At 63.8% G+C, this 21,333-nt stretch carries 19 protein-coding genes and 1 pseudogene; 8 read left to right on the top strand and 12 right to left on the bottom strand.

Annotation, left to right across the window (positions count from 1 at the left end):
* Positions 1-32 precede the first annotated feature (32 nt).
* Positions 33-2,729: a heavy metal translocating P-type ATPase gene (locus ACQR2C_RS23890; RefSeq protein WP_434882268.1), complete on the top strand. Its 2,697-nt coding sequence runs from the start codon at positions 33-35 to the stop codon at positions 2,727-2,729.
* A gap of 76 nt (positions 2,730-2,805) precedes the next feature.
* Complete coding sequence (locus ACQR2C_RS23885; protein ID WP_316183009.1) at positions 2,806-3,558, top strand: sulfate transporter family protein; 753 nt, start codon at positions 2,806-2,808, stop codon at positions 3,556-3,558.
* Here the strand turns inward: ACQR2C_RS23885 and ACQR2C_RS23880 are convergent.
* The 4 genes from ACQR2C_RS23880 to nth all read right to left on the bottom strand — a co-directional run bounded on the left by ACQR2C_RS23880 (position 3,496) and on the right by nth (position 7,710).
* Positions 3,496-5,115 (bottom strand): DHA2 family efflux MFS transporter permease subunit, encoded by a 1,620-nt coding sequence (locus ACQR2C_RS23880; RefSeq protein WP_434882267.1) that lies wholly within the window; start codon positions 5,113-5,115, stop codon positions 3,496-3,498. The genes ACQR2C_RS23885 and ACQR2C_RS23880 overlap by 63 nt on opposite strands.
* On the bottom strand, positions 5,112-5,618 hold the full coding sequence (locus ACQR2C_RS23875; protein WP_315716838.1) for an isoprenylcysteine carboxyl methyltransferase family protein: 507 nt from the start codon (positions 5,616-5,618) through the stop codon (positions 5,112-5,114). Before ACQR2C_RS23875 ends, ACQR2C_RS23880 begins: the two co-directional genes overlap by 4 nt.
* Positions 5,615-6,667, bottom strand: coding sequence for a type III polyketide synthase (locus tag ACQR2C_RS23870; protein ID WP_434882266.1), 1,053 nt, complete (start codon positions 6,665-6,667; stop codon positions 5,615-5,617). The genes ACQR2C_RS23875 and ACQR2C_RS23870 overlap by 4 nt, the downstream gene beginning before the upstream one ends.
* Positions 6,668-6,873: 206 nt before the next feature.
* Positions 6,874-7,710: an endonuclease III gene (gene nth / locus ACQR2C_RS23865; protein WP_434882265.1), complete on the bottom strand. Its 837-nt coding sequence runs from the start codon at positions 7,708-7,710 to the stop codon at positions 6,874-6,876.
* Between the two features lie 22 nt (positions 7,711-7,732).
* On the opposite strand from nth, the gene ACQR2C_RS23860 reads away from it, so the two are divergent.
* The 5 genes from ACQR2C_RS23860 (at position 7,733) to ACQR2C_RS23840 (ending at position 13,676) form a co-directional block, all read left to right on the top strand.
* Positions 7,733-8,266: a DUF2244 domain-containing protein gene (locus ACQR2C_RS23860; RefSeq protein WP_434882264.1), complete on the top strand. Its 534-nt coding sequence runs from the start codon at positions 7,733-7,735 to the stop codon at positions 8,264-8,266.
* A gap of 416 nt (positions 8,267-8,682) precedes the next feature.
* On the top strand, positions 8,683-9,582 hold the full coding sequence (locus tag ACQR2C_RS23855) for a methylated-DNA--[protein]-cysteine S-methyltransferase (RefSeq protein WP_434882263.1): 900 nt from the start codon (positions 8,683-8,685) through the stop codon (positions 9,580-9,582).
* A gap of 272 nt (positions 9,583-9,854) precedes the next feature.
* Positions 9,855-11,852 carry an AAA family ATPase gene (locus ACQR2C_RS23850; protein ID WP_434882262.1) on the top strand — a complete coding sequence of 666 codons (1,998 nt, stop codon included), beginning with the start codon at positions 9,855-9,857 and terminating at the stop codon, positions 11,850-11,852.
* Positions 11,853-11,854: 2 nt separating this feature from the next.
* Complete coding sequence (locus ACQR2C_RS23845; protein WP_434882261.1) at positions 11,855-12,496, top strand: hypothetical protein; 642 nt, start codon at positions 11,855-11,857, stop codon at positions 12,494-12,496.
* Positions 12,483-13,676, top strand: a complete 1,194-nt coding sequence (locus tag ACQR2C_RS23840) for a hypothetical protein (protein ID WP_434882260.1) — start codon at positions 12,483-12,485, stop codon at positions 13,674-13,676. The genes ACQR2C_RS23845 and ACQR2C_RS23840 overlap by 14 nt, the downstream gene beginning before the upstream one ends.
* A gap of 2 nt (positions 13,677-13,678) precedes the next feature.
* On the opposite strand, the gene ACQR2C_RS23835 is transcribed toward ACQR2C_RS23840, so the two are convergent.
* Positions 13,679-14,947 carry a DNA methyltransferase gene (locus ACQR2C_RS23835; protein WP_434882259.1) on the bottom strand — a complete coding sequence of 423 codons (1,269 nt, stop codon included), beginning with the start codon at positions 14,945-14,947 and terminating at the stop codon, positions 13,679-13,681.
* A 365-nt stretch (positions 14,948-15,312) separates the two neighbouring features.
* Here ACQR2C_RS23835 and ACQR2C_RS23830 point away from each other — a divergent pair, with 365 nt between their 5' ends.
* A complete protein-coding gene (locus tag ACQR2C_RS23830) occupies positions 15,313-15,672 on the top strand; it encodes a hypothetical protein (protein WP_434882258.1) in 360 nt (119 codons plus the stop codon).
* Between the two features lie 340 nt (positions 15,673-16,012).
* On the opposite strand, the gene ACQR2C_RS23825 is transcribed toward ACQR2C_RS23830, so the two are convergent.
* The 7 genes and pseudogenes from ACQR2C_RS23825 to dnaJ form a co-directional block, all read right to left on the bottom strand.
* Positions 16,013-16,636 (bottom strand): 2,3-bisphosphoglycerate-dependent phosphoglycerate mutase, encoded by a 624-nt coding sequence (locus tag ACQR2C_RS23825; RefSeq protein WP_316215411.1) that lies wholly within the window; start codon positions 16,634-16,636, stop codon positions 16,013-16,015.
* Between the two features lie 24 nt (positions 16,637-16,660).
* Positions 16,661-17,479: a 4-hydroxy-tetrahydrodipicolinate reductase gene (gene dapB / locus ACQR2C_RS23820; protein WP_316183016.1), complete on the bottom strand. Its 819-nt coding sequence runs from the start codon at positions 17,477-17,479 to the stop codon at positions 16,661-16,663.
* Between the two features lie 95 nt (positions 17,480-17,574).
* Positions 17,575-17,878: pseudogene (locus tag ACQR2C_RS23815) on the bottom strand (DUF1330 domain-containing protein).
* 33 nt (positions 17,879-17,911) lie between these two features.
* Complete coding sequence (gene pyrF / locus ACQR2C_RS23810; RefSeq protein ID WP_434882257.1) at positions 17,912-18,643, bottom strand: orotidine-5'-phosphate decarboxylase; 732 nt, start codon at positions 18,641-18,643, stop codon at positions 17,912-17,914.
* Positions 18,644-18,649: 6 nt separating this feature from the next.
* Positions 18,650-19,228, bottom strand: coding sequence for an NADPH-dependent FMN reductase (locus tag ACQR2C_RS23805; protein ID WP_315805614.1), 579 nt, complete (start codon positions 19,226-19,228; stop codon positions 18,650-18,652).
* 45 nt (positions 19,229-19,273) lie between these two features.
* Entirely contained in the window at positions 19,274-19,876 is a 603-nt protein-coding gene (locus ACQR2C_RS23800) for a class I SAM-dependent methyltransferase (RefSeq protein ID WP_315805613.1), read from the bottom strand.
* A 242-nt stretch (positions 19,877-20,118) separates the two neighbouring features.
* A complete protein-coding gene (gene dnaJ, locus ACQR2C_RS23795) occupies positions 20,119-21,249 on the bottom strand; it encodes a molecular chaperone DnaJ (RefSeq protein ID WP_315805612.1) in 1,131 nt (376 codons plus the stop codon).
* Between the last annotated feature and the right edge of the window lie 84 nt (positions 21,250-21,333).

The raw sequence follows: 21,333 nt of genomic DNA, 5'->3' as shown, positions 1-21,333 counted from the left end.
AGGGTATAGGTTTCAAGAGGCGAGGCTGGGCAATGTCGGGAACCGAACACGGACATGGCGCCGCAGCGGTCAAGGCCAGCGGATGCGGCTGTGGACCACAGGCGAGCGCGGTGGAAACCGGACAAGAGACCGCGGCTGCAGAGGGATGTTGCAGTGATCGTGCCGATGCGACACCAGCGCACAACCATGGTGGCTGCTGCGGCGGCCGTGACGAGGCGCCGCCGCCGAGCGCGAAGGTGAAGGATCCCGTCTGCGGCATGTCCGTCGATCCCGCGATCTCCAAGCACCGCTTCGAACATCAGGGACAGACCTTCCATTTCTGCTCCGCGAGCTGCCGCACCAAGTTCGCCGCCGATCCCGCCAAGTATCTCGTGACGGCCGCGCCTGCAGCCGCGGCGTCGTGCTGTGGCGGTCATGACCATCACGCGCATCAGCATGACGACGCGAAGGTGATCGATCCCGTCTGCGGCATGAGCGTCGATCCCGCGACCTCGAAACATCGCTTCGAGCACGCGGGTCACACGTTCCATTTCTGCTCGGCCGGCTGCCGCACCAAATTCGCGGCCGAGCCCGACAAATATCTCGGCGAGCGCGAGCCGCCGCCGGAGATGCCGGCAGGCACGATCTACACCTGCCCGATGCATCCCGAGATCCGGCAGGAAGGCCCAGGCACCTGCCCGATCTGCGGCATGGCGCTGGAGCCCGACGTCATCAGCCTCGACGATGCGCCCAATCCCGAGCTCGCCGACATGATCAGACGATTCTGGATCGGCGCGGTGCTGGCAGCTCCCGTGGTCGTGCTGGAGATGGGCGGGCACCTCGTCGGCGGCCACGGCCTGATCGATCCCGTGCTGTCGAACTGGATCCAGTTCGCGCTGGCGACGCCGGTGGTGCTGTGGGCCGGCTGGCCGTTCCTCGTGCGCGGCTGGCAATCGGTCCAGACCCGCAATCTCAACATGTTCACCTTGATCGCGATGGGTACGGGCGTCGCCTATGTCTACAGCGTGATCGCGACCCTGGCGCCGCAGGCGTTTCCGCCGGCGTTCCGCGGCCATGGCGGCGCGGTGGCGGTGTATTTCGAGGCGGCCTCGGTCATCACCATCCTCGTCCTGCTCGGCCAGGTGCTCGAGCTGCGCGCACGCGAGGCGACGTCGGGCGCGATCAAGGCGCTGCTGCAGCTGGCGCCGAAGACGGCGCGGCGGCTCGATGCCGACGGCACCGATCATGAGGTGGAGATCGTCGAGCTCGCGGTCGGCGACCGGCTGCGCGTGCGTCCCGGTGAGAAGGTGCCGGTCGACGGCGTCATCCTCGAAGGCCGCTCGTCGCTCGACGAATCGCTGGTCACCGGCGAATCGATGCCTGTCACCAAGGACGAGGGCGAGCGCGTCATCGCCGGCACGTTGAACCAGACCGGCAGCTTCGTGATGCGCGCCGACAAGGTCGGCCGCGAGACGCTGCTGTCGCAGATCGTGCAGATGGTCGCCGATGCGCAGCGCTCGCGCGCGCCGATCCAGCGCCTCGCCGACCAGGTCGCGGGCTGGTTCGTGCCGACGGTGATCGCAGCTGCCATTGCCGCCTTCGTCGCGTGGTACGTCTTCGGCCCCGAGCCGCGCTTCGCCTTCGGCCTCGTCGCCGCGGTCAGCGTGCTGATCATCGCCTGTCCCTGCGCGCTCGGCCTGGCGACGCCGATGTCGATCATGGTCGGGGTCGGCCGCGGCGCCCAGGCCGGCGTGCTGATCAAGAGCGCCGAATCCCTCGAGCGGATGGAGAAGGTCGATACGCTGGTCGTCGACAAGACCGGCACCTTGACCGAGGGCAAGCCGAAGGTCACCAGCATCGTCACCGCTCAAGGCTTCGACGAGTCTGAGGCGCTGCGGCTGGCCGCCAGCGTCGAGCGCGCCAGCGAGCATCCGCTCGCCGAGGCCATCGTCCGGCGCGCCAGCGAGCGCAACCTCAAGCTCGCCGACGTCAAGAACTTCGACGCACCGACCGGCAAGGGCGCGCGCGGTGAGATCGACGGCAAGTCGGTCGTGCTCGGCAATGCCACCTATCTCGCCTCGCTCGGCATCATCACCGATACGCTGGGGGTCGAGAGCAAGCGGCTGCGCGAAGAGGGCGCGACCGTGATCACGATGGCCGTTGACGGCAAACCGGCCGCGTTGTTCGCGATTGCCGATCCGGTCAAGGCCTCGACGCCGGAGGCGCTGAAGGCGCTCGCGGCCGACGGCATCAAGGTGATCATGCTGACCGGCGACAACCGCACCACGGCCACCGCGGTCGCGCGCAAGATCGGCATCACCGAGGTCGAGGCCGAGGTGCTGCCGGACCAGAAGAGCGCCGTGGTCGCCCGGCTGCGCGCCAGCGGCAAGGTGGTCGCGATGGCCGGCGACGGCGTCAACGACGCACCGGCGCTCGCCGCGGCCGATGTCGGCATCGCGATGGGCACCGGCACCGACGTGGCGATGGAGAGCGCCGGCGTCACGCTGCTGCAGGGCGATCTCGGCGGCATCGCGCGGGCGCGAAAACTGTCGGCGGCGACGATGCGCAACATCCGCCAGAACCTGTTCTTCGCGTTCATCTACAACGCCGCAGGCATCCCGATCGCGGCCGGCATCCTCTACCCCGTGTTCGGCATCCTGCTGTCGCCGATCATCGCCGCTGCCGCGATGTCGCTGTCGTCGGTCAGCGTGGTCGGCAACGCGCTGCGGCTGCGGGCGACCGATCTTTGAGACGATGCCGGCGGACTTGCCGAAGCCCGCCGGCATGTCTACCTCTGCCGCGGGCTTTGCAGCGAGGGACCCCGCCATGATCGACGCCGCCATCAAGGCGATTTCGCAGATTCTGTCGCCACCGATGCGCTCGATCCTGTGGCGCTCGATCGGGCTGGCGCTGGTGCTGGTCACGGTGCTCGCGATCGGGCTGCAGCGGCTCTTGACCTGGCTCGCGACCGCCGGCGAGGGCTGGGCGGAAGCCATGCTCGGGCCGAACTCGCACGGCACGCTCGAGGTGCTGACCTGGATCATCTCGATCGCCGCCGGGTTCGGCGTGGTGTTCGGCGGCATCATGCTGATGCCGGCGATCACGTCGCTGATCGCGAGCCTGTTCGTCGACGACGTCGCCGACCTGGTCGAGCGCGAGCACTATCCGGCCGAGCGCCCCGGCGTCGCGCTGCCGTTCGGCGTCGCGATCGCGGAAGGCCTCAAGGCCGCCGGCCTCACCATCCTGGTCTATCTGATCGCCCTGCCCTTCGTGTTCCTGGCCGGCGCCGGCTTCGTGATCTTCTTCCTCGCCACCGCCTGGCTGCTCGGCCGCGAATATTTCGAGCTCGCCGCGATGCGCTTCCGGCCGCCGGCGGAAGCGAAGGCGATGCGGCGCGACAATGCGGTGACCGTGTTCACCGCGGGCCTGATCATCGCGGCCTTCGTCACCATCCCGATCGTGAACCTGGCGACGCCGCTGTTCGGCATGGCCTTCATGGTCCACCTGCACAAGCGCCTATCCGGACCGCGGCCCGAGCTGATCGAGCCGTCGCCGGAGCGCCGGCTGCGCAGCCTCTAGCGCCATCATCCGCGGCGACAGGCTCACGGCCTTGTTGCGCGCGAACGGGATCAGCAGGAAGCCGAGCAGGGCTATGCCGGCGAGCAGCGACCAGGCCTCGTTGACGCACAGCGCGAGCGAGGCCTTCTCCACCAGCGGCCGGACATAGGCGATCGCCTGCTCCTCGGAGACGCCGCGCGGCCGGTTGCGCAGCAGCTCCGGGGCCAGCCCGATCGCCTTGGCGGCGGCGGTGTCGCCGGCCATCAGGCGGTCGCGGAACGCCTGCGCATGGAGCGCGACGCGGCCGTAGATGATGGTGTCGATCAGCGCGATGCCGATGGCGCCGCCGAGATTGCGCATCAGGTTGAACAGCCCGCTGGCATCGGCGACCTCGGCCGGCGGCAGGTCGCCGAGCGCGATCCGCGTCGGCGGCAGCAGGCAGAACATGATGCCGACGCCGCGCACCACCTGCGGCCAGAACATCTCCTGATAGTCCGCCGTCGGCGGCTGGAACGCGCTGGCGGCGAGCCCTGCGCCGAACAGCACGAAGCCGAACGCCGTCAGCAGACGCGCATCGACCTTGCCGTCCAGTGCCGTCACCAGCGGAGCCGCGATCAGCTGCGCCACGCCGGTCACCAGCATGATCTTGCCGATCTCGAACGCATCGTGGCCGCGCACGAAGGCGAGGAACACCGGCATCAGATAGACCGAGCCGAACAGCCCGATGCCGAGGCAGAAGCTCGACAGGCAGCCGAGCGTGAACGACCGCCGCTGGAAGCTGCCGAGCCGCAGGATCGGATATGGCGCGGCGAGCAGGCGCTGGATCAGCAAGGTGAGGCATGACGCGCTCAGCACCAGGAACGCAATGCAGTTCGACGACAGCCAGCCGCCCTTCGGCGCCTCCTTCAGCCCGAGCTCGAGGCTGGCCAGGGACACCGCGAGCAGCAGCAGCGCGAACAGGTCGAGCTTGTCGAGCTCCGCGAGGTCCATGCGCTGCTTCGGCAGCAGGCCAGGCGTCACCAGCGCGGCAATGACACCCGGCACGATGTTGATGAGGAACAGCCAGGGCCACGACCAGGTGTTGGTGATGAAGCCGCCGACCACAGGCCCGATGGTCGGCGCGAGCACCGCGACGACGCCGCCGATGGTGGTCGCGACCGCGTGCAGGCGTGGCGGAAACAGCAGGAAGACGGAGGAGAACACGACGGGGATCAACAGGCCGCCGAAGAAGCCCTGCAGCACGCGGAACGCCAGCAGCGTGTGAAAATCGCCGCTGAACGCGCAGCCGAGCGAGGCGGCGGTGAAGATGCCGACGGCGCCTGTGAACAGCCAGCGCAAGGTGAACACGCGCGTGAGCAGGCCGGTGAGCGGAATGGCGATGATCTCGGCGATCAGATACGCCGTCTGGATCCAGCTCATCGCCTCGGGCGTGATGCCGAGCGCCTCCTGGATGGTCGGCAGCGACGTCGCCACCACCTGGATGTCCAGGATCGCCATGAACATGCCGACGCACATCAGGATGAAGCCGAGCCAGGTGGCGAGGCTCGGACGATCCTGCGGCGCGGCCGACCCGCTCATGCCGTCTGGCCGCCGCCGATGCCGGTGAGTGCTTCCGATTCGGCGCGGATGCGGATGAACAGCACCGCCGCATTCAGGCCTGAGAAGATCAGCGCGATCAGCGGCAGATGCAGCGCCAGCGGCAGCAGCGCGATCTCGGCGGCGACCACCAGGTAGTTCGGATGCGAGATGTAGCGATAGGGACCATCGGTCACCAGCGGCGCACCGGGCAGGATGATGATGCGCGTCGTCCAGCGCGGACCGAGCGTCGCGAGCACCCACCAGCGCAGCCCCTGCAGCAGCACGAAGCCCGACAGCAGCCACGGATCGACCTCCTGGTCGGCGCCGAGCAGCCACAGCGAGACCAGCCAGGCCGCGTGCATCGAGATCATCAGCGGATAATGGTCTGCGCCGACCTCGACCGCGCCCATGGCGCGCAGACGCTTGGTGTTGTGGCGGGCGAGCACGAGCTCGCCGAGCCGCTGCATGGTGACGAGGGCGAGGACGAAGGCGGCGAAGGTCATGCGGCGTGCCTCAATGAAACGCAGCTTGCGGTGAAACCGGGTCCGAGCGCCGTCAGCACCGAGCGCGGCGGCAGTCCGCGGGCGCGCGCGCGCTCCAGCACGAACAACACCGTCGGCGCGGACATGTTGCCGTAGTCGGCGATGATCTCGCGCTCATGATCCAGCGTGCCCTGGCCGATCGACAGCGCGCGCTCCAGCGCCGTGATCACCTTGGCGCCGCCGGGATGGCAGACGAAGCGGTCGACGTCGCCGGCCGACAGCTTCATGTTGCCGAGGATCTCGTTGACCGCGGGGCCCATGTTCTCGGTGACGAAGTCCGGAATGGTGCGCTGGAAGATCACGCCAAAACCTTCGGGATCGACGCTCCAGCCCATGATATCAAGCGTATCCGGCCACAGCTTCTCGCCGGTCGCCTCGACGCGCGTCTGGCCGCCATCGCCGGCGCGCAGGATCGCGGCCGCCGCGCCGTCGCCGAACAGGCTGAGCGCGACGATGTTGGCCTTGCTCAGCTCGTCGTGGCGCACCGCGAGGGTGCACAATTCGAAGGTCACGAACAGCACATTGGTGCCGGGCCGCGCCTGCGCCAGCCGCGCGGCAATCGACAGACCCGAAACGCCGCCGGCGCAGCCGAGGCCGAACACCGGCACGCGCGAGACGTCGGAGCGGAAGCCCATGCGGCCGGCGACGCGCGCTTCCAAGGTCGGCGTCGCGATGCCGGTCGAGCTCACGCTGACGATGGTGTCGATCTCGGCAGCGGTGAGATCGGCCTGCGCCAGCGCCTTGTTCGTCGCGTCGACGAACAGCGCCTCGGCGCCTTCGAGATAGGCTTCGGTCCGCTCCGGCCAGCCGCGCCGCTCCATGTACCATTCGATCGGCTTGACGCCGTAGCGCTGGCGGATGCCGGTGTTGGCGAACAGGCTCGCCATCGTGTCGAACTGCGGAAAGCGCGGCGACAGCACCACGCGCGCCGCTTCCATCACTTCGTTCTGACGGAATTGATGCGGCGGCACAGCGGTCGCGAGCGACACGAGGGCGGCGGTATGGTCCATGCGATCGATCCTTCCACGTCCCGGCGCAGAAAGTCCGAGAACGCGGGAATTCTCACGCGCCACTCACATCGCCCGGATTACTGTTCCATCTTATGACCAATGCGGGCGGCGATGTGGCCCGGCGATGGTGAGAGCGCGTCGGCGCGTGACGTAAAGGTGACTGTCAATCGCACGCGCGCGTGCAACCGTTCGTCGTCCTCAACGTATCAGGCGGTCTTCTCCGGCCAGCGGCAGAGGTCCTTGATCAGGCACAGCTCGCAGCGCGGCTTGCGCGCCAGGCACGTGTAGCGACCGTGCAGGATCAGCCAGTGATGGGCATGCAGCATGAACTCGGCCGGGATCACCTTCTCCAGCCCGAGCTCGACCTCGAGCGGGGTCTTGCCGGGGGCCAGGCCGGTGCGGTTGCCGACGCGAAACACATGGGTGTCGACTGCCATCGTATGCTCGCCGAACGCCATGTTGAGCACGACGTTCGCGGTCTTGCGGCCGGCGCCGGGCAGCGACTCCAATTCCGCGCGCGTGCGCGGCACCTCGCCGCCGAACTCGTTGATCAGCTTGTGCGACAGCGCGATCACGTTCTTGGCCTTGGTGCGATAGAGGCCGACGGTCTTGATGGTGTCGCGCAAGGTCTCCTCGCCGAGCGCGATCATCTTCTGCGGCGTGTCGGCGACCTGAAACAGTGGTCGCGTCGCCTTGTTGACCCCGGCATCCGTCGCCTGCGCCGACAGCACCACGGCGACCAGCAGCGTGTACGGGTTGAGGTGCTCGAGCTCGCCCTTGGGCTCCGGATTGGCCGCCGCAAAGCGGCTGAACGCCTCGCGCACCTCTTCCGGGGTCCAGGGCTTGGTCGCCTTCAAGGTTTTCTTGACCGGCTTGACCGCGCCGGCCTTGGACTTCGCCGCCGGGCTCGGCTTGGCGGCCTTTTTCGCTGCCGGCCTGGAAGCCGTTTTGGGCGCGGACTTCGCGGCCTTTTTGGCGGCCTTCTTGGCAGGCTTGCGAACCGGCGCCGGCTTGGCGCGTTGGGGGCGGGTGATTTTGGCCATGATCCGGGTATACTGAGGCCCCATGACGCCAGGCAATGCTTTTGCGTATCAGGAGACCGGCACCGACGCCGCTGATCCCGAGCTGTTCTCGGCCCGGCTGACGCCGCATCGCTCGCTCGGCCGCACCGGCTTTCTGGTCCTGATGGTCGTGGTCTGCGCCATCAGCTTCATCGGCGGCCTCGCCTCGCTGCTGATGGGCGCCTGGCCGGTGCTCGGCTTCTTCGGCCTCGACGCGCTGGCGATCTACTGGGCCTTCAAGGTCAACTTCCGCCGCGCCAACGCCTATGAAGACGTGACGATCACCCTGACCGAGCTGCGCCTGCGCCGCGTCAGCCACAAGGGCCACGTCATGGAATGGCGCTTCAACCCGCTCTGGGTTCGGCTCGATACGGAGAGCCACGAGGAGTTCGGCATCGAGCGCCTCTACCTCGTCGCCCGCGGCCAGCGCGTCGCCATCGCGAGCTTCCTCGGGCCGGAGGAGAAGGCGAGCTTCGCCAAGGCCCTGACGGCCGGGTTGCAGGCTGCCAAGCGCGGGCCGGTGTATAATCCGCTGTAGGCTATGTAAGCCCGTTGGAGCCGAGCTGCCGCCCGAACGGCAGCGCGCTCCCTCTCCCCGGGAGAGGGTTGAGGTGAGGGGCCGCCACAACCACCGACCGCGCCGAAAGCCCCCCCACCCTCGCCGCCCAGGCGGCAGCAGCGCCATCACCTCCGCTGTCGTTCCGGGGCGCGCGGAGCGCGAGCCCGGAACCCATACCCACAGGGCGTCGTGTGGGGCACGCGGGTCATGGGCATCTCGCCTCACACGTCTTCCTGTGGGTATGGATTCCGGGCTCATTCGCGCTTGCGCGCGAATGCCCCGGAATGACGGAGCAAACAAGGAAGGGCACGGGCCGAGGCCACTCACATCCGCCCCTAGCCCCGCAATCAGAAATCGGGTGGAGTCCCCGCCCCGGCCGCCCTACATCCGGACCCATGATGACCCTTGCCATTCACGATTCCGCCCTGGCCAAGCCGGGCCCGCAACAATCGGCCGCGCTGCGCGACTACGACGCGGTGCGCCGCGCGATCGCGTTCATTTCCGAGCACTGGCGGCGGCAGCCGACCATCGAGGACATGGCCGACGCCGCCAGCCTGACGCCGGACGAGCTGCACCATCTGTTCCGGCGCTGGGCCGGGCTGACGCCGAAGGCGTTTATGCAGGCGCTGACGCTCGACCATGCCAAGGGCCTCTTGAAAGGCTCGGCCAGCGTGCTCGACGCCGCGCTCGACTCAGGCCTGTCGGGCCCCGGCCGCCTGCACGATCTGTTCGTCACCCACGAGGCGATGTCTCCCGGCGAATGGAAGACCGGCGGCGCCGGCACCACGCTTCGTTACGGCTTCCACCCCTGCCCGTTCGGCATGGCGCTCGTCATGGCCACCCCGCGCGGCCTCGCCGGCCTCGCCTTCGCCGACCCCGGCGAGGAGGCCTCCGCGCTCGCCGACATGAAGAGCCGCTGGCCGCGCGCCGCTTACGTCGAGGACGTCCCCGGCACCGCCGGCCTCGCCCAGCGCATCTTCGATAAGAGCCTGTGGCGTCCCGACCAGCCGCTGCGCGTCGTCCTGATCGGCACCGACTTCGAGGTCCGCGTCTGGGAAACCCTGCTCAAGATCCCGATGGGCCGCGCCGTCTGCTACTCGGACATCGCGACACGGCTCGAGTCGCCGAAGGCCTCGCGCGCAGTTGGCGCTGCCGTCGGCAAGAACCCGATCTCCTTCGTCGTGCCGTGCCACCGCGCGCTCGGCAAGACCGGCGCGCTGACGGGCTATCACTGGGGGCTGACGCGCAAGCAGGCGATGATCGGCTGGGAGGCTGGGCAGGTGGGGATGGGTTAGAGGTTCGCTGGTTCACCAACGGACGGAACTCGCCACAGTAGCCATCGCCCACAAGTGTAACATTGGAAGACCGGGGGAAAAGAACCGAGCTTTCCGCCGCCCCGATGTGAGTCTCTTCCCCGGCACCTCTCACGAATCAACGACTCCGCGGGTCTTTTTTGCGTCGCAGCAGTACTATTGAAAGGCGAACGGATCAAGCGAACTCGCTGAGCTTGTATCCGATGCCCTAACTTGCAATACTCTTTTCTATAGTTCGTTGCGGCTCGGTGCCAATGGTTTCGTTTCCAGTCTTTCAGACACTGACGATTGAGAACTACGGATTATTTCCTTCCTCCTACGACACACCGTTCAACGTCAGTTTCAACCCCGGTCAAACAGTGATTGTCGGTGTCAATGGCTCCGGCAAATCAACGATGGTCGCCCTATTGCTGAGGATGATAACAGGCCCTTTCGACCTGCCCGGCAGTCGGTCAGAAGAGGAACTCGGACAGATCCGACCAGAAGCTGCGCGATTTGATAGACATCAACGTTCCTATTTTGCATTGCGAGTTGCTGATGGCGCCACGAGCGCCAAGGCCCGGCTAGTCGTGAAGTTTGGCGCCAGAGCGCTCGTCATCCAACGCCGATTGTCTGACCTCAGTCTTATATCCGCTAGTTTCGCCCGTGATGCGGTGGAGCTTGATGATGATGAAAATAGCTACCAGAAGCTGATCGCAAACTGTTTTGGAGTCGACACCTTCTTCGATGCACTAATCATTTTACGATATCTAATATTTATGCTCGAAGATCGTCGCAGTTTGGTTTGGGATAAAACAGCTCAACGGCAGATTTTTCGCGTACTAGTTCTACCGCCCGAAGAGGCTACACGCTTAGCCGTTGCTCAACAGCTTCTAATCTCAACAGATAGCGCCTACCGAAATACGTTCAATATGATTACACGCCGGCGAAAGGAACAGGAGCAGGCATCTAATAGAGTACAGAAGCTACACGACGTAGAAGCAGAACTACGCATTAAGCAAGCCGAGGTCAATGCAAACAGAGATCAGCTAGAACGGATCGGACTTCTTCGCATTCGCGCGGATAAAGAACGTCGTGATGCTCGCCTCGAAAAGCTAGGCGCCGGTGAAGCTCGCGAGGCATCTCTGCGTGAACTTGAACGCATCAAGATGCGGTCGCTGCAGCACTGGTTCGAGCCATCAAAGCAGACTGCGCATTACATCATCGCCCATCTACTTGCAGAACAGAAGTGTCTGGTTTGTGGGACCGATCCAGCCCCAAACGTCGCGGATCTGGAGCAGAGGATAAATGAAGGGAAATGCCCAGTTTGTGGATCACTTCACGCGCTCGCGGAGCGGGACCCTTCTTTCTCAAGGCTCGACACCGCGAGGATAAAGCGGCTGGAGAAAGAGATAAGGCTCGCAGACGAGCAGATGACCGAGGCAGAAACGAAAGAAATCGCAGCAACAAGAGAGTTCGCAAAACTTGAGAACGACTACGAGCAGACTAAGCAGCGATCAATTTCTCTAGATCAAGAGATAGTTCAGCTTCTCAAGAGAATGCCAGCTGAACGCGCGGCCCTCTCACGATCCGAAACGGAGTTGGACGTTCTCGACAACATACTCCGTAGCGATCACAGCAAGCGGGAACGGGCAGCCCAAAACTTCCAAAAACAAACCGTTCGAGTCACCGAAAATGTTCAGCAGCTCCAAGACAGGATAGCGGGAGCCTTCCAGCGATTTATTATGCTTTTCGTCAAGGAAGAAGCCGCCCTCGTTTATCAGACTGTCCAAGAAAAAGTAGCACAGGGATTAGCGACATTCGCCTTTCCGGTGTTTCGTCTCGCGATGACTGGGGGATCTGTTGCTGGACTAATGGTCCGAGAGGGGCCGGACTCAGTCTCGCAGTCACAGGCCGAATTCGTCGACCTCGCTTTCCGAATGGCGCTAATGACCGTAGCAGCTCCTCGTTCGGCGACTTCCCTAGTCGTGGATGCTCCCGAAGCATCGCTTGACTTCTTGTTTGCCACTCGAGCAGGCAACCAGCTTTCGACCTTTGCTAATTCAAATTCGAATAACAGAGTAATTGTTACCTCTTATCTACCAAGCCAACATTTCGTATCCGCGTTTATCGCCGGAATAAAGGGACAACAGAAGCGCCGGGAGCGAATTGTAAATCTGATCAACAATGCAGCTGCCAACGCCGCGATGCGCGATGATCGAGCGAAATACACCGAGTTTCTTGAGAACATTATCAAGGGCCGGAGACCGTAGAGATGCGAATCAATCGGCCGAAGCACTCGGACACCTTAAGACTGATACTCTTGCTCGATGCGTGCGAAGCTGCAGATTTGACGCCAATACCGGTAGCAAGGTTTCATGCACTGGCATTTCTCGCAAATGTCCTCGCTCCGGTCTGGGCCGAGAACAGTTTTGACGGAAAGATACTAAAGCGCCAAGCGGGTCCATTCTATCCGGAGATACAACGGGAACTTGATAGACTGGTGGGACTTGGCCTCGTCGCAGTTCACAATGTTGGCCATGTCAAGGATCGGAATCGATGGCGTCTCGATGGTTCTTTTTCTTTGGAGGATCAGCGCGCGAAGGACATCATTGAGTTTGCTGAAGCGTTCGAAGCAGAGCGAGCTACAAAAGAGTTCTTTCGTCGGTTAGCATTTGCCAGCACGCGACTGAAGCAACCTATCGAGCAACTTGTTTTCGAAGACGTAACTTGGGCCGACAAACGAACTGGCACCGGAGATGTTATCGACTTCTCCGAATGGCAAACCGCAAATTATAGCGCTTCGGCCGCGCAGTATTTCGATAGATTATCTCCTAGGGGATTGCGACTGTCGCGAGGAGACCGATTGCAGTTGTATATGCATCTTTTAGAGCGGAGGTCTGATGCCTCTAACTAAAAAGAGTGTCGAAGAAACCTCCTCCGCCGAACCTTCCGCATCGGAGAAGCTGCCGACGTTGTTTCAGGCGCCTGAGGATCCTCAACTGCCTGCCCGGGAGTTGGTCTCGTCGGGCGACCCGGCTCCCTTTGGGGCAACTAACGTTGATCAACTCGCCGGCGTTGCGCAAGATTTTTATGGCGCGGAGCCCGACCTGGACGCATCTGCCATAGAAATCGCGCTACAAGCGCTAGCGAAGGTAATCGGACAGAGGGTTCAGAACCCGGGAGCACGCGGTGATAAGAAGGCCGTTGCAATTTTCATAATCTCAGAACGACCTCGGGCGCTAGCGAGCACTGTGGGAGCGAAACACCAGCCCATAATAGACGATGGTTCGGAGGCACTAACGGGAAAGCTTTGGATTTCTCCGGCAACCTTTGTGAGCGGCTATTCGGTCGAACTCGAAACGGCCGACACTGCGTCAGCCTTCGAAAAAGTAAGCCAGCTCGGGCTCGGATCACTTGCAGCGTGCGTATACAATCCGGCCGCTACACAAGAGGAGATTCGCTTTTACGCCAGAGGGATTGATTACGATACCCACGTCATAAAGTTCCCCGTCTCAAACGTCGCTCTCGACTTTGATACGCTCGACAATGTTCTCGATACATTTCATAAGCAAAACTTCATTACTCCAGATGCGACGCACGATATCCTTGATCCTTGGAAGGATGCTAGGAAATACCATCCCAGAGCTAACACGGAAGCGTTTTTTCAGGCGTGGCTCAAGACCGCACTTACCATTGTCTTCTGGAAGACGGTCGTTGTTCGAGTTGAAATTCCGGGCACAGAAGGGCGTTGTGATGTGCTATTGATGTCCAGACGTGGCGAAGCTTGGCTTTGCCAGGCTGTCCTAGAACTAAAGGTTCTGCGATCGCTCACATCAACGGGCAAGGCGGTGCCACAGACTGTCACCGTACGGTCTATTGAAGACGGGCTGCTCCAAGTCGTGTCCTATAAGACGCAGAACTCGGCTAAACTTGGAATGCTTTGTTGCTACGACATGAGAAAGCCAAGCCACTGCAATGACGACAAGTGTTTTGATCCGGTGCGGGGTCTCGCCACCACCAACGCTATTCACTTGCGTAGATACAGAGTTTACAACTCGTCCAAACAACTGCGTACTGCAAAGTATAAGGGATGAAGCTAGCGGCCAAAGACTAATAGGGTTTCCGCAAGACTATGCTGCCCGCCTTGCTGCGGCGAAGAACGCATGGAGCGGAAAGGTTCGTGATTGAGAACAGTGGCACCAGCTTCCTCAGTAAGCTCAGCAAGGATCTTTCCAACGGGAATGGAAATTCCTGCATAGCGACTATCTCCGACCACCATCCAAATCTGAGCGTCGGCGGATAGTCTTCTCCAAAGGCTGTTCAGGACAACGGCCATATCCGCGAAGTATCCCCCGACCATCTCCGGTATAGATCGGTCCCACAAATCGGCCCGAACGGCGTCTAGGTCACGCAACGTTGCTGCCAACGTCGGCGCGCCTTGTGGCGCTGGCGCAAAATCCCGTTTGATCTGTACATGAGAGGAGAGGGTGGACGCACGGAGCTCGGCATTTCCGCGATAGCTTTTCAGATAACCGAGCGCCCATAGCTCGACATTGTAAACGTCGGTGTAGTCAAAAGAGTTTGGATAGGGGGGCGAGAAAACGGCGAGATCAAATTTCTGCATGCGCTCTTTTAGGATCGACCTACAGTCGCCCCTGAGCGCGGTATATTTCATCAACCTGCGCGTGCCATGTCGAACGATGTCGCCCACAGCCGTCTCGACTGCCCTGCAGAAGGCATCGTCCAAATCTCGAACCGTTTTCCTTTGACTTTCCCAGTTGCGTCGATAGCGGCGTCCCTTCCCGCTGATGACGACATTGCTCACCTCGATCACGACTCCACCGAGCAGGACCCTGAAAAGTCGGCGATTTACTGGGTCTTTGATGCTTCTCAGGGCAACGCGAAAAGAAGCCAGCCTGTCCGCGACCTTCTTATCAAAGATCCAACGTCCATTTTGTCCCGGTTCTATTAAAGTGGGAGGAGCATTCTTGAAAACCGCTTGCGTAACCTTGCCTACGGTATTCGCGTTTCTCACCAATTTCGAGAAATCGCGCGTGATCGAGGCGACGTCGTAAGCTGAGAGCTTAGCCTCCGCTAGATCGGCAAGATATGGATTCACCTCCACGAAAGTGGGATGAACCCCCAAGAATTGGCACGCCAAAGCTGTCGTGCCTGAGCCCGAAAAAGGGTCGATGCAGCGGCCGACGGGTATAGCGCTCTCTCTTATGGCCTTCGCAATTAGCTCTGGAGCAAAGGCCTCTTTAAAGTGACGCCATCCTTGAAATGGAATGGATTGTGCACCCGCATTGGTACCCAATGCAGCGATTTCGCGCCCGTTAATCCAATTGTCGAACGTTACCAGCAATTTAACAAACCCCTGGCGCTCCGGGGAAGCGACCGACCAAGACGACTATCGAGTCAGATAGTTAACACCGTCATAAGGTAGAAAAACGCCCCTCCATGAAGAGTCGGGCTAAAACAATCAATACGTGCAAAGATACCGTATTGCATAGATTTCGAGCAATTGGAAGCAGGTCGGGTACAGCCGTCCTGCCGAGACAATACTGATCGAAGGTTGAACGTGGCTGCGGACCGCCCGGATCGCAAAAGATCGTCGAAGTCTCGCTTGCGCCAAACCGCACCATGAGCCCCTGTCGCGAGCGAGAGCAACTGATCTAATCAGCGGCTGACGCCCCTCTCACAGAGACATTTCCGATAACGATAAATTTCTTGCTTTTTTTCAGAATCCATGATTATCTCTTCGCATCCCGCCTCAACGAGAGGGGCGTTGCGCGCGATCGTCACGACACGCGAGGTGGGGAGGCGATGGCCGCGGTCTGCCGCAGCGTGTCTTCGGGCGCGCCGACGAACGGCTGGATTGCGGACGTGAAGTCGCAGGGTCCTGATACCCCGACGCTGGTATCAACTCACGACGAAGCTTCGCTTCGCGTGGGGATGGTGGCCAACAAGCCCGGCGCACCAGGGAGACTGCGTATAAGCGTGAAGACCATCGCGCAGGGAATGCCGGATGATCGGCAGCACCTGTGGTACCTGCCGCCTGCATTTTTTTCGCAGGCGGGCCATGGGTGAGGCCTTCACCCGGCATTCCCTGCGCCCTCTCGATTTTTCGGAGGGACACGTCTGATGCAGGACTCGGGCGATGACGCCGCGAGATCGCGGGGCTGTGTCCAAGGGCTGTTTGAGATGTGAATCGGGGAAGAGGCGATCGGCGGGTCTGTGTTGGACGGATCGCGTCTGGCGCACCGGCGCCAATCAGCGCTCAGTCGCGTTGGATCCCTCAGACCGTCATGGCCGGGCTTGACCCGGCCATCCAGCTTCTTGGAGAGAGTTCGTTGAAGAGGATGGATGCCCGGGTCAAGCCCGGGCATGACGAGCGAACTTACCGGCTTGGGCGCGGCCGCGCCGCCGATCAGCCCGCCAGATCCAGCTTCGACTCCACCGTCGAATCCGCGTTGAGGCGGTAGATGATCGGCACGCCGGTCGCGAGCTCGCGCTTCAGGATGCCTTCCGGGGAGAGCTTCTCCAGCACCATGATCAAAGCGCGGAGCGAGTTGCCGTGGGCGGCGACGAGGGTGCGCTGGCCGCGGAGGACGCCGGGGAGGATCTCCTGGACGTAGTAGGGCAGCGCGCGGGCGAGCGTGTCCTTGAGGCTTTCGCCGCCGGGCGGGGGCACGTCGTAGGAGCGGCGCCAGACGTGGACCTGCTCCTCGCCCCATTTGGCGCGGGCGTCGTCCTTGTTGAGGCCCGAGAGGTCGCCATAGTCGCGCTCGTTGAGCGCGAGGTTCTTCTGTGTCGGCAGGCCGGTCTGGCCGAGCTCGGTCAGGATCAGGTCGAGCGTGTGCTGGGCGCGCGTCAGCACCGAGGTGAAGGCGACGTCGAAGACGAGCCCCTGCGCCTTCAGCTTGCGCCCGGCCTCCTTGGCCTCGGCCACGCCCTGCTCGGTCAGGTCCGGATCCTTCCAGCCGGTGAACAGGTTCTTCAGATTCCACTCGCTCTGGCCGTGGCGCACCAGCACCAGGAGACGTTCGCTCATCAGTTCGCTTCCATCGACGTTGAACTAGAACAGATCCTTGAGGCCGAGCACGTCGTCCATCGTGTAGTAGCCCGGCGGCTTGCCGTGGGCCCACAGCGCCGCCTTGAGCGCGCCATGGGCGAAGATCATGCGGTCCTCGGCCTGGTGCGACAGGACCAGGCGCTCCGAAGGGCCGGCGAAGATGACGCTGTGATCGCCGGCGGCGGTGCCGCCGCGCAGCGAGGCGAAGCCGATGTCGCCAGAGCGGCGCTCGCCGGTGATGCCGTCGCGGCCGCGCGCGGAGTGCTGGTCGAGCGTGATGCCGCGGCCGTCGGCAGCCGCACGTCCCAGCATCAGCGCGGTGCCGGAGGGCGCGTCGACCTTGTGCTTGTGATGCATCTCGAGGATCTCGATGTCGAAGCCGGCGTCGAGCGACTTCGCCACCTGCCTGACCAGCGCCGCCAGCAGGTTGACGCCGAGGCTCATATTGCCGGACTGCACGACGATGGCGCGCTTGGTGACGCTCTTGATGACGGCGTCGTCCGACGACGACAGGCCGGTGGTGCCGACGACGTGGACGATGCCGCGCTCGGCGGCGATGGCGACGTTGGCGATGGTCGCGGCCGGGACGGTGAAATCGAGGATGCCGTCGGCCTCGGCGGACATGGTCCAGAGGTCGCCCGACAGCTTGATGCCGTTGGCGGGCAGCCCGGCGAGGGCGCCGGAGTCCTTGCCGATCAGCTCCGAGCCGGGGGCTTCGAGCGCACCCGCCAGCACGGCGCCGTCGGTCTCGGCGATTGCACGCACCAGGGCACGGCCCATGCGGCCGCCGGCTCCGGCAACGATCAAGCGCATCTTGGACATCTCAGCTCCTCCGCTCCTTCAAGGGCTATAGCCGGGGCCGATGGCGGCGGCAACCGAGCGAGGCCAGGTCGCGCGTGGTGCGGGGCGGGCGGCGATCAGGGCTGCGGGCCGTCATAGCCCTCGATGATCACCAGATCGCCCTGCGAATGCGGCGCGCGCATCGCGACCAGGCGCTGGTATTCAGGAGAATTGTAACACGCCAGCGCGGTCGCGTAGTCCTTGAACTCGATCACGACGTTGCGCGAGCGCGAGGTGCCCTCCCTGGTCTCGTACTGGCCGCCGCGGACCAGGAACTTGGCGCCGTACTGGTGGAACACCGCGCCGTTCTGCGCGACGTAGTCCTTGTAGCCGTCCATGTTGTGCACGTCGATCCGCGCGAATCCAATAGGCCTTGGGCATCCCTGTCGTCTCCCTGTTCTCGGTCGCTGTTGCTTACGTGCGATTGGTCTTGCCGGCCAGCGCCACGGCGCCGGCGATGTCGGCGACGATGCTCTCGGCGGCCGCAGCCGGATCGGCAGCGCCGGTGACGGGACGCCCGACGACGAGGCGGTCGGCGCCGCCGGCGATCGCCAGGGCCGGGGTCATGATGCGCTTCTGGTCGCCAACGTCGGATCCCGCCGGACGGATCCCGGGGGTCACGAGCTGCATGTCAGGGCCGACCAGCGGGCGGACCAGCGCCGTCTCCTCGGGCGACAAAATCAGGCCGTGGATGCCGATCTCCCGCGCCTGCACGGCGCGCCGGGTGACGAGCTCCTTGACGCCCATGGCATAGCCGGCGGCGGCGAGGTCGGCATCATCGTAGGACGTCATCACGGTGACGGCGAGCAGCTCGAGGCTGGAGCCGGCGGCGCCGGCGAGCGCCGCTCGCATGCTCTGCGAGAAGCCATGCACGGTAAGGAAACGGGCGCCGAGCCGGGCGATCTGCCTCGTGGCGCGCTCGACCGTGGTCGGGATGTCGTGCAGCTTGAGGTCCATGAAGACGTGCTTACCCTCGGCCGCGAGGCGCTCGGCGAGGCCGAGGCCGCCGGCATAGGTCAGCTCCATGCCGATCTTGTAGAACGTCACGGCTTCGCCCAGCCTGGCGATCATCGCCTCGGCCTCGGCCACGCCGGGCAGGTCGAGCGCCACGATCAGGCGGTCGCGCGGAGCAATCTCGGTCGGCATGTCACCTCACATCGTATGTTGCGCTGTTGCGATCAGCTCCCGCACCAGCGCGTCGAGCGCAGTGACGTCAGCGGGCAGTTTGAGCCGGTCCATGTCGTTGTAGGCCTTGTCGGCGAAGGCCAGCGCGAGCTGGCTCGGGATCACCGTCGCATTGCAGGCGGTCAGCACCAGCCGCAAGGCGGCGAGCGCGCGGATGCCGCCGAAGCGGTTCTCGGAGGCGGCGGCGATCGCGAACGGCCGGCTGCGAAACACCGCGCCGCGGCTGCCGGGCGGCTCGTCGACCCGCGAGATCCAGGTGATGGCGTTGGTCAGCAGCGGCGGCACCGAGGCGTTGTATTCCGGCGTCACCAGCAGCACGGCATGATGAACGCCGATCATGCGCGTCAGATTCACGGCGTGATGCGGAATGCCCGATTGCGCCTCGAGATCGGCGTCGTAGATCGGCAGCGGGAAGTCGGCGAGCGAGATGCGGGTGATGTCGGCGCCAGCCTGCACGAACTGATAGGCGGCAGCCGCGGCGAGCTTCGCGTTGTGCGAGCCGGCCCGGGTCGAGCCGGGAATGATGAGGATCTTCAGCGCGGACATCGTGAGGTCGGTCAGCGACCCGCCACGAAGGATCGCGGCCGCCGGTCAGGGCTTGCGATACACCCAGACGCGCGCCGGCGGAAGGTTCATCCAGATGCGCTCGGAGGCCTGCGTGGTGACGCCGGGCAGCGACTTCGGAATCGGCGGCACGACGGAATAGGTGAACTGCACGAACGGCGCATTCGGCGACATCGCCGCGAACGCGTCGCGGATCAGCTTCATGCGGGTCAGCATCGGCTTGGTCACGAGCGGCAGGCCGGAGACGACGGCGGCGGCAGGGGCGCTGAGCACGTTCCAGAGTGTGTCGCGGAGGCGATAGGCGTCGCCCTGGACCACCTTGGCCTGCGGGTAGCGGTCGCGCAGCAACGCGCAGAAGCCCGGATTGTACTCGACCAGCACCAGCCGCTTCTGATCGACGCCGCGCTCGACCAGCGCGTTGGTGATCGCGCCGGTGCCCGGTCCAAGCTCGATGACGGGGCCTGTGCCGTGCGGATCGACGTACTGCGCCATGGTGCGGGCCAGCAGCCGGCCCGACGGCATGACGGCGCCCATATGCAGCGGCTTTTCGATCCATGAGCGGAGGAAGCGCACTTCGTCGTCCAGACGGAGAGGCTTTTTCGACGCACGCACGGACGTTTGCAGGGGCATCTCGGTACCAGACGGGACCGCTTTCACGGCGATGTCAGAAAAGAGTCACAAAGACGTATAGGGCGCAGGCGGGACGGTCAAGCCGAACCGTAACGTACGATTAAGGCTGGCGGGTCCGCGCTCTTACAGTTGCATTCGATAATTTTTTGCATGTGCAGAGCAGCAAATTCGCTCGACCTCTGAATCTGAATCCCGAAATCATTCGGCGAAACCACGAGGCCGTGCTTGCTTGAACTCACGGCTCAGCTCGCCGCCTTGCCGAAGAAGTCCTTCACCTTGGTGAAGAAGCCGGCCGCCTCGGGCTGGGTCGCTCCGGACGACAGCTTCTCGAACTCGGCCAGCAGCTCCTGCTGCTTCTTGGTCAGGTTCTGCGGCGTCTCGACCACGATCTGGACATACATGTCGCCGGTCTGGCGCGAGCGCAGCACCGGCATGCCCTTGGCCGCGATCCGGAACCGGCGCCCGGACTGCGCTCCGGCGGGAATCTTGACCTTGGTCTTGCCCTTGTCGATCGTCGGCACCTCGAACTCGCCGCCGAGCGCCGCCGTCACCATCGAGATTGGCACGCGGCAGTGCAGGTCGGCGCCGTCGCGCTGGAAGAACTCGTGGGCCGTCAGCGACAGGAAGATGTAGAGATCGCCGGGCGGCCCGCCGCGCAGGCCCGCTTCGCCCTCGCCGGCGAGACGGATGCGGGTGCCGTCCTCGACGCCCTGGGGAATGTTGACCGACAGCGTGCGGTCACGGGTGACGCGGCCCGAGCCGGAGCATGACGGACAGGGGTCCTCGATCATCTGGCCGCGGCCGTGACAGCCGGGACAGGTGCGCTCCAGGGTGAAAAAGCCCTGCGCCTGCCGGACGCGGCCGGCGCCGCCGCACATCGCGCAGGTCTTCGGCTTGGTGCCGGCCTTGGCGCCGGTGCCCGAGCAGGATTCGCAGGTCACCGAGACCGGAATCTCGATCTGAGCGGTCTTGCCCTGGAACGCCTCTTCCAGGGTGATTTCCATATTGTAGCGCAGGTCGGCGCCGCGCTCGCGCCCCGTGCCGCCGCGCCGCTGGCCGGCCATGCCGAACAGGTCTTCGAAGATGTCGGAGAACGAGGAGGCAAAGCCGGCGCCGAAGCCGTGCGCGCCGCCCATGCCGCCCTGCTCGAAGGCGGCGTGGCCATAGCGGTCGTAGGCGGCGCGCTTGTCGGCGTCGCGCAGCACCTCATAGGCCTCGTTGATCTCCTTGAATTTCACTTCGCTGGAGGCATCGCCCGGATTCTTGTCCGGATGCCACTTCATGGCCAGCTTGCGGAAGGCGGCCTTGAGCTTGCCCTCGTCGGCGTCGCGTTCGACTTCCAGGGTCTCGTAGTAGCAGCGCTTGGTGGACATCAATCAAACCCGCCCGAACTTCGCCCAACAGGAACGGCTGGCGCGATCGCCGCGCGCGTTCCGGGTCAATGAAAATGACCCCCA

Origin of the sequence: Bradyrhizobium sp. HKCCYLRH3061 (genome assembly GCF_051168015.1) — a bacterium.
In the GTDB taxonomy this organism is placed as follows: Bacteria; Pseudomonadota; Alphaproteobacteria; order Rhizobiales; family Xanthobacteraceae; genus Bradyrhizobium.
Note: the sequence above shows the minus strand (reverse complement) of the source record. Positions and strands in the feature narration are given on the sequence as shown.

Excerpts from the sequence above, each read along its gene's own strand:
- ACQR2C_RS23805 (WP_315805614.1), bottom strand. The coding sequence starts at position 19,228 with ATGTCCGCGCTGAAGATCCTCATCATTCCCGGCTCGACCCGGGCCGGC.
- ACQR2C_RS23840 (WP_434882260.1), top strand. The coding sequence starts at position 12,483 with ATGCCTCTAACTAAAAAGAGTGTCGAAGAAACCTCCTCCGCCGAACCT.
- dnaJ (WP_315805612.1), bottom strand. The coding sequence starts at position 21,249 with ATGTCCACCAAGCGCTGCTACTACGAGACCCTGGAAGTCGAACGCGAC.
- ACQR2C_RS23885 (WP_316183009.1), top strand. The coding sequence starts at position 2,806 with ATGATCGACGCCGCCATCAAGGCGATTTCGCAGATTCTGTCGCCACCG.
- ACQR2C_RS23860 (WP_434882264.1), top strand. The coding sequence starts at position 7,733 with ATGACGCCAGGCAATGCTTTTGCGTATCAGGAGACCGGCACCGACGCC.
- ACQR2C_RS23880 (WP_434882267.1), bottom strand. The coding sequence starts at position 5,115 with ATGAGCGGGTCGGCCGCGCCGCAGGATCGTCCGAGCCTCGCCACCTGG.
- ACQR2C_RS23850 (WP_434882262.1), top strand. The coding sequence starts at position 9,855 with ATGGTTTCGTTTCCAGTCTTTCAGACACTGACGATTGAGAACTACGGA.
- ACQR2C_RS23825 (WP_316215411.1), bottom strand. The coding sequence starts at position 16,636 with ATGAGCGAACGTCTCCTGGTGCTGGTGCGCCACGGCCAGAGCGAGTGG.
- dapB (WP_316183016.1), bottom strand. The coding sequence starts at position 17,479 with ATGTCCAAGATGCGCTTGATCGTTGCCGGAGCCGGCGGCCGCATGGGC.
- pyrF (WP_434882257.1), bottom strand. The coding sequence starts at position 18,643 with ATGCCGACCGAGATTGCTCCGCGCGACCGCCTGATCGTGGCGCTCGAC.
- ACQR2C_RS23800 (WP_315805613.1), bottom strand. The coding sequence starts at position 19,876 with ATGCCCCTGCAAACGTCCGTGCGTGCGTCGAAAAAGCCTCTCCGTCTG.
- ACQR2C_RS23875 (WP_315716838.1), bottom strand. The coding sequence starts at position 5,618 with ATGACCTTCGCCGCCTTCGTCCTCGCCCTCGTCACCATGCAGCGGCTC.
- ACQR2C_RS23845 (WP_434882261.1), top strand. The coding sequence starts at position 11,855 with ATGCGAATCAATCGGCCGAAGCACTCGGACACCTTAAGACTGATACTC.
- nth (WP_434882265.1), bottom strand. The coding sequence starts at position 7,710 with ATGGCCAAAATCACCCGCCCCCAACGCGCCAAGCCGGCGCCGGTTCGC.
- ACQR2C_RS23890 (WP_434882268.1), top strand. The coding sequence starts at position 33 with ATGTCGGGAACCGAACACGGACATGGCGCCGCAGCGGTCAAGGCCAGC.
- ACQR2C_RS23855 (WP_434882263.1), top strand. The coding sequence starts at position 8,683 with ATGATGACCCTTGCCATTCACGATTCCGCCCTGGCCAAGCCGGGCCCG.
- ACQR2C_RS23870 (WP_434882266.1), bottom strand. The coding sequence starts at position 6,667 with ATGGACCATACCGCCGCCCTCGTGTCGCTCGCGACCGCTGTGCCGCCG.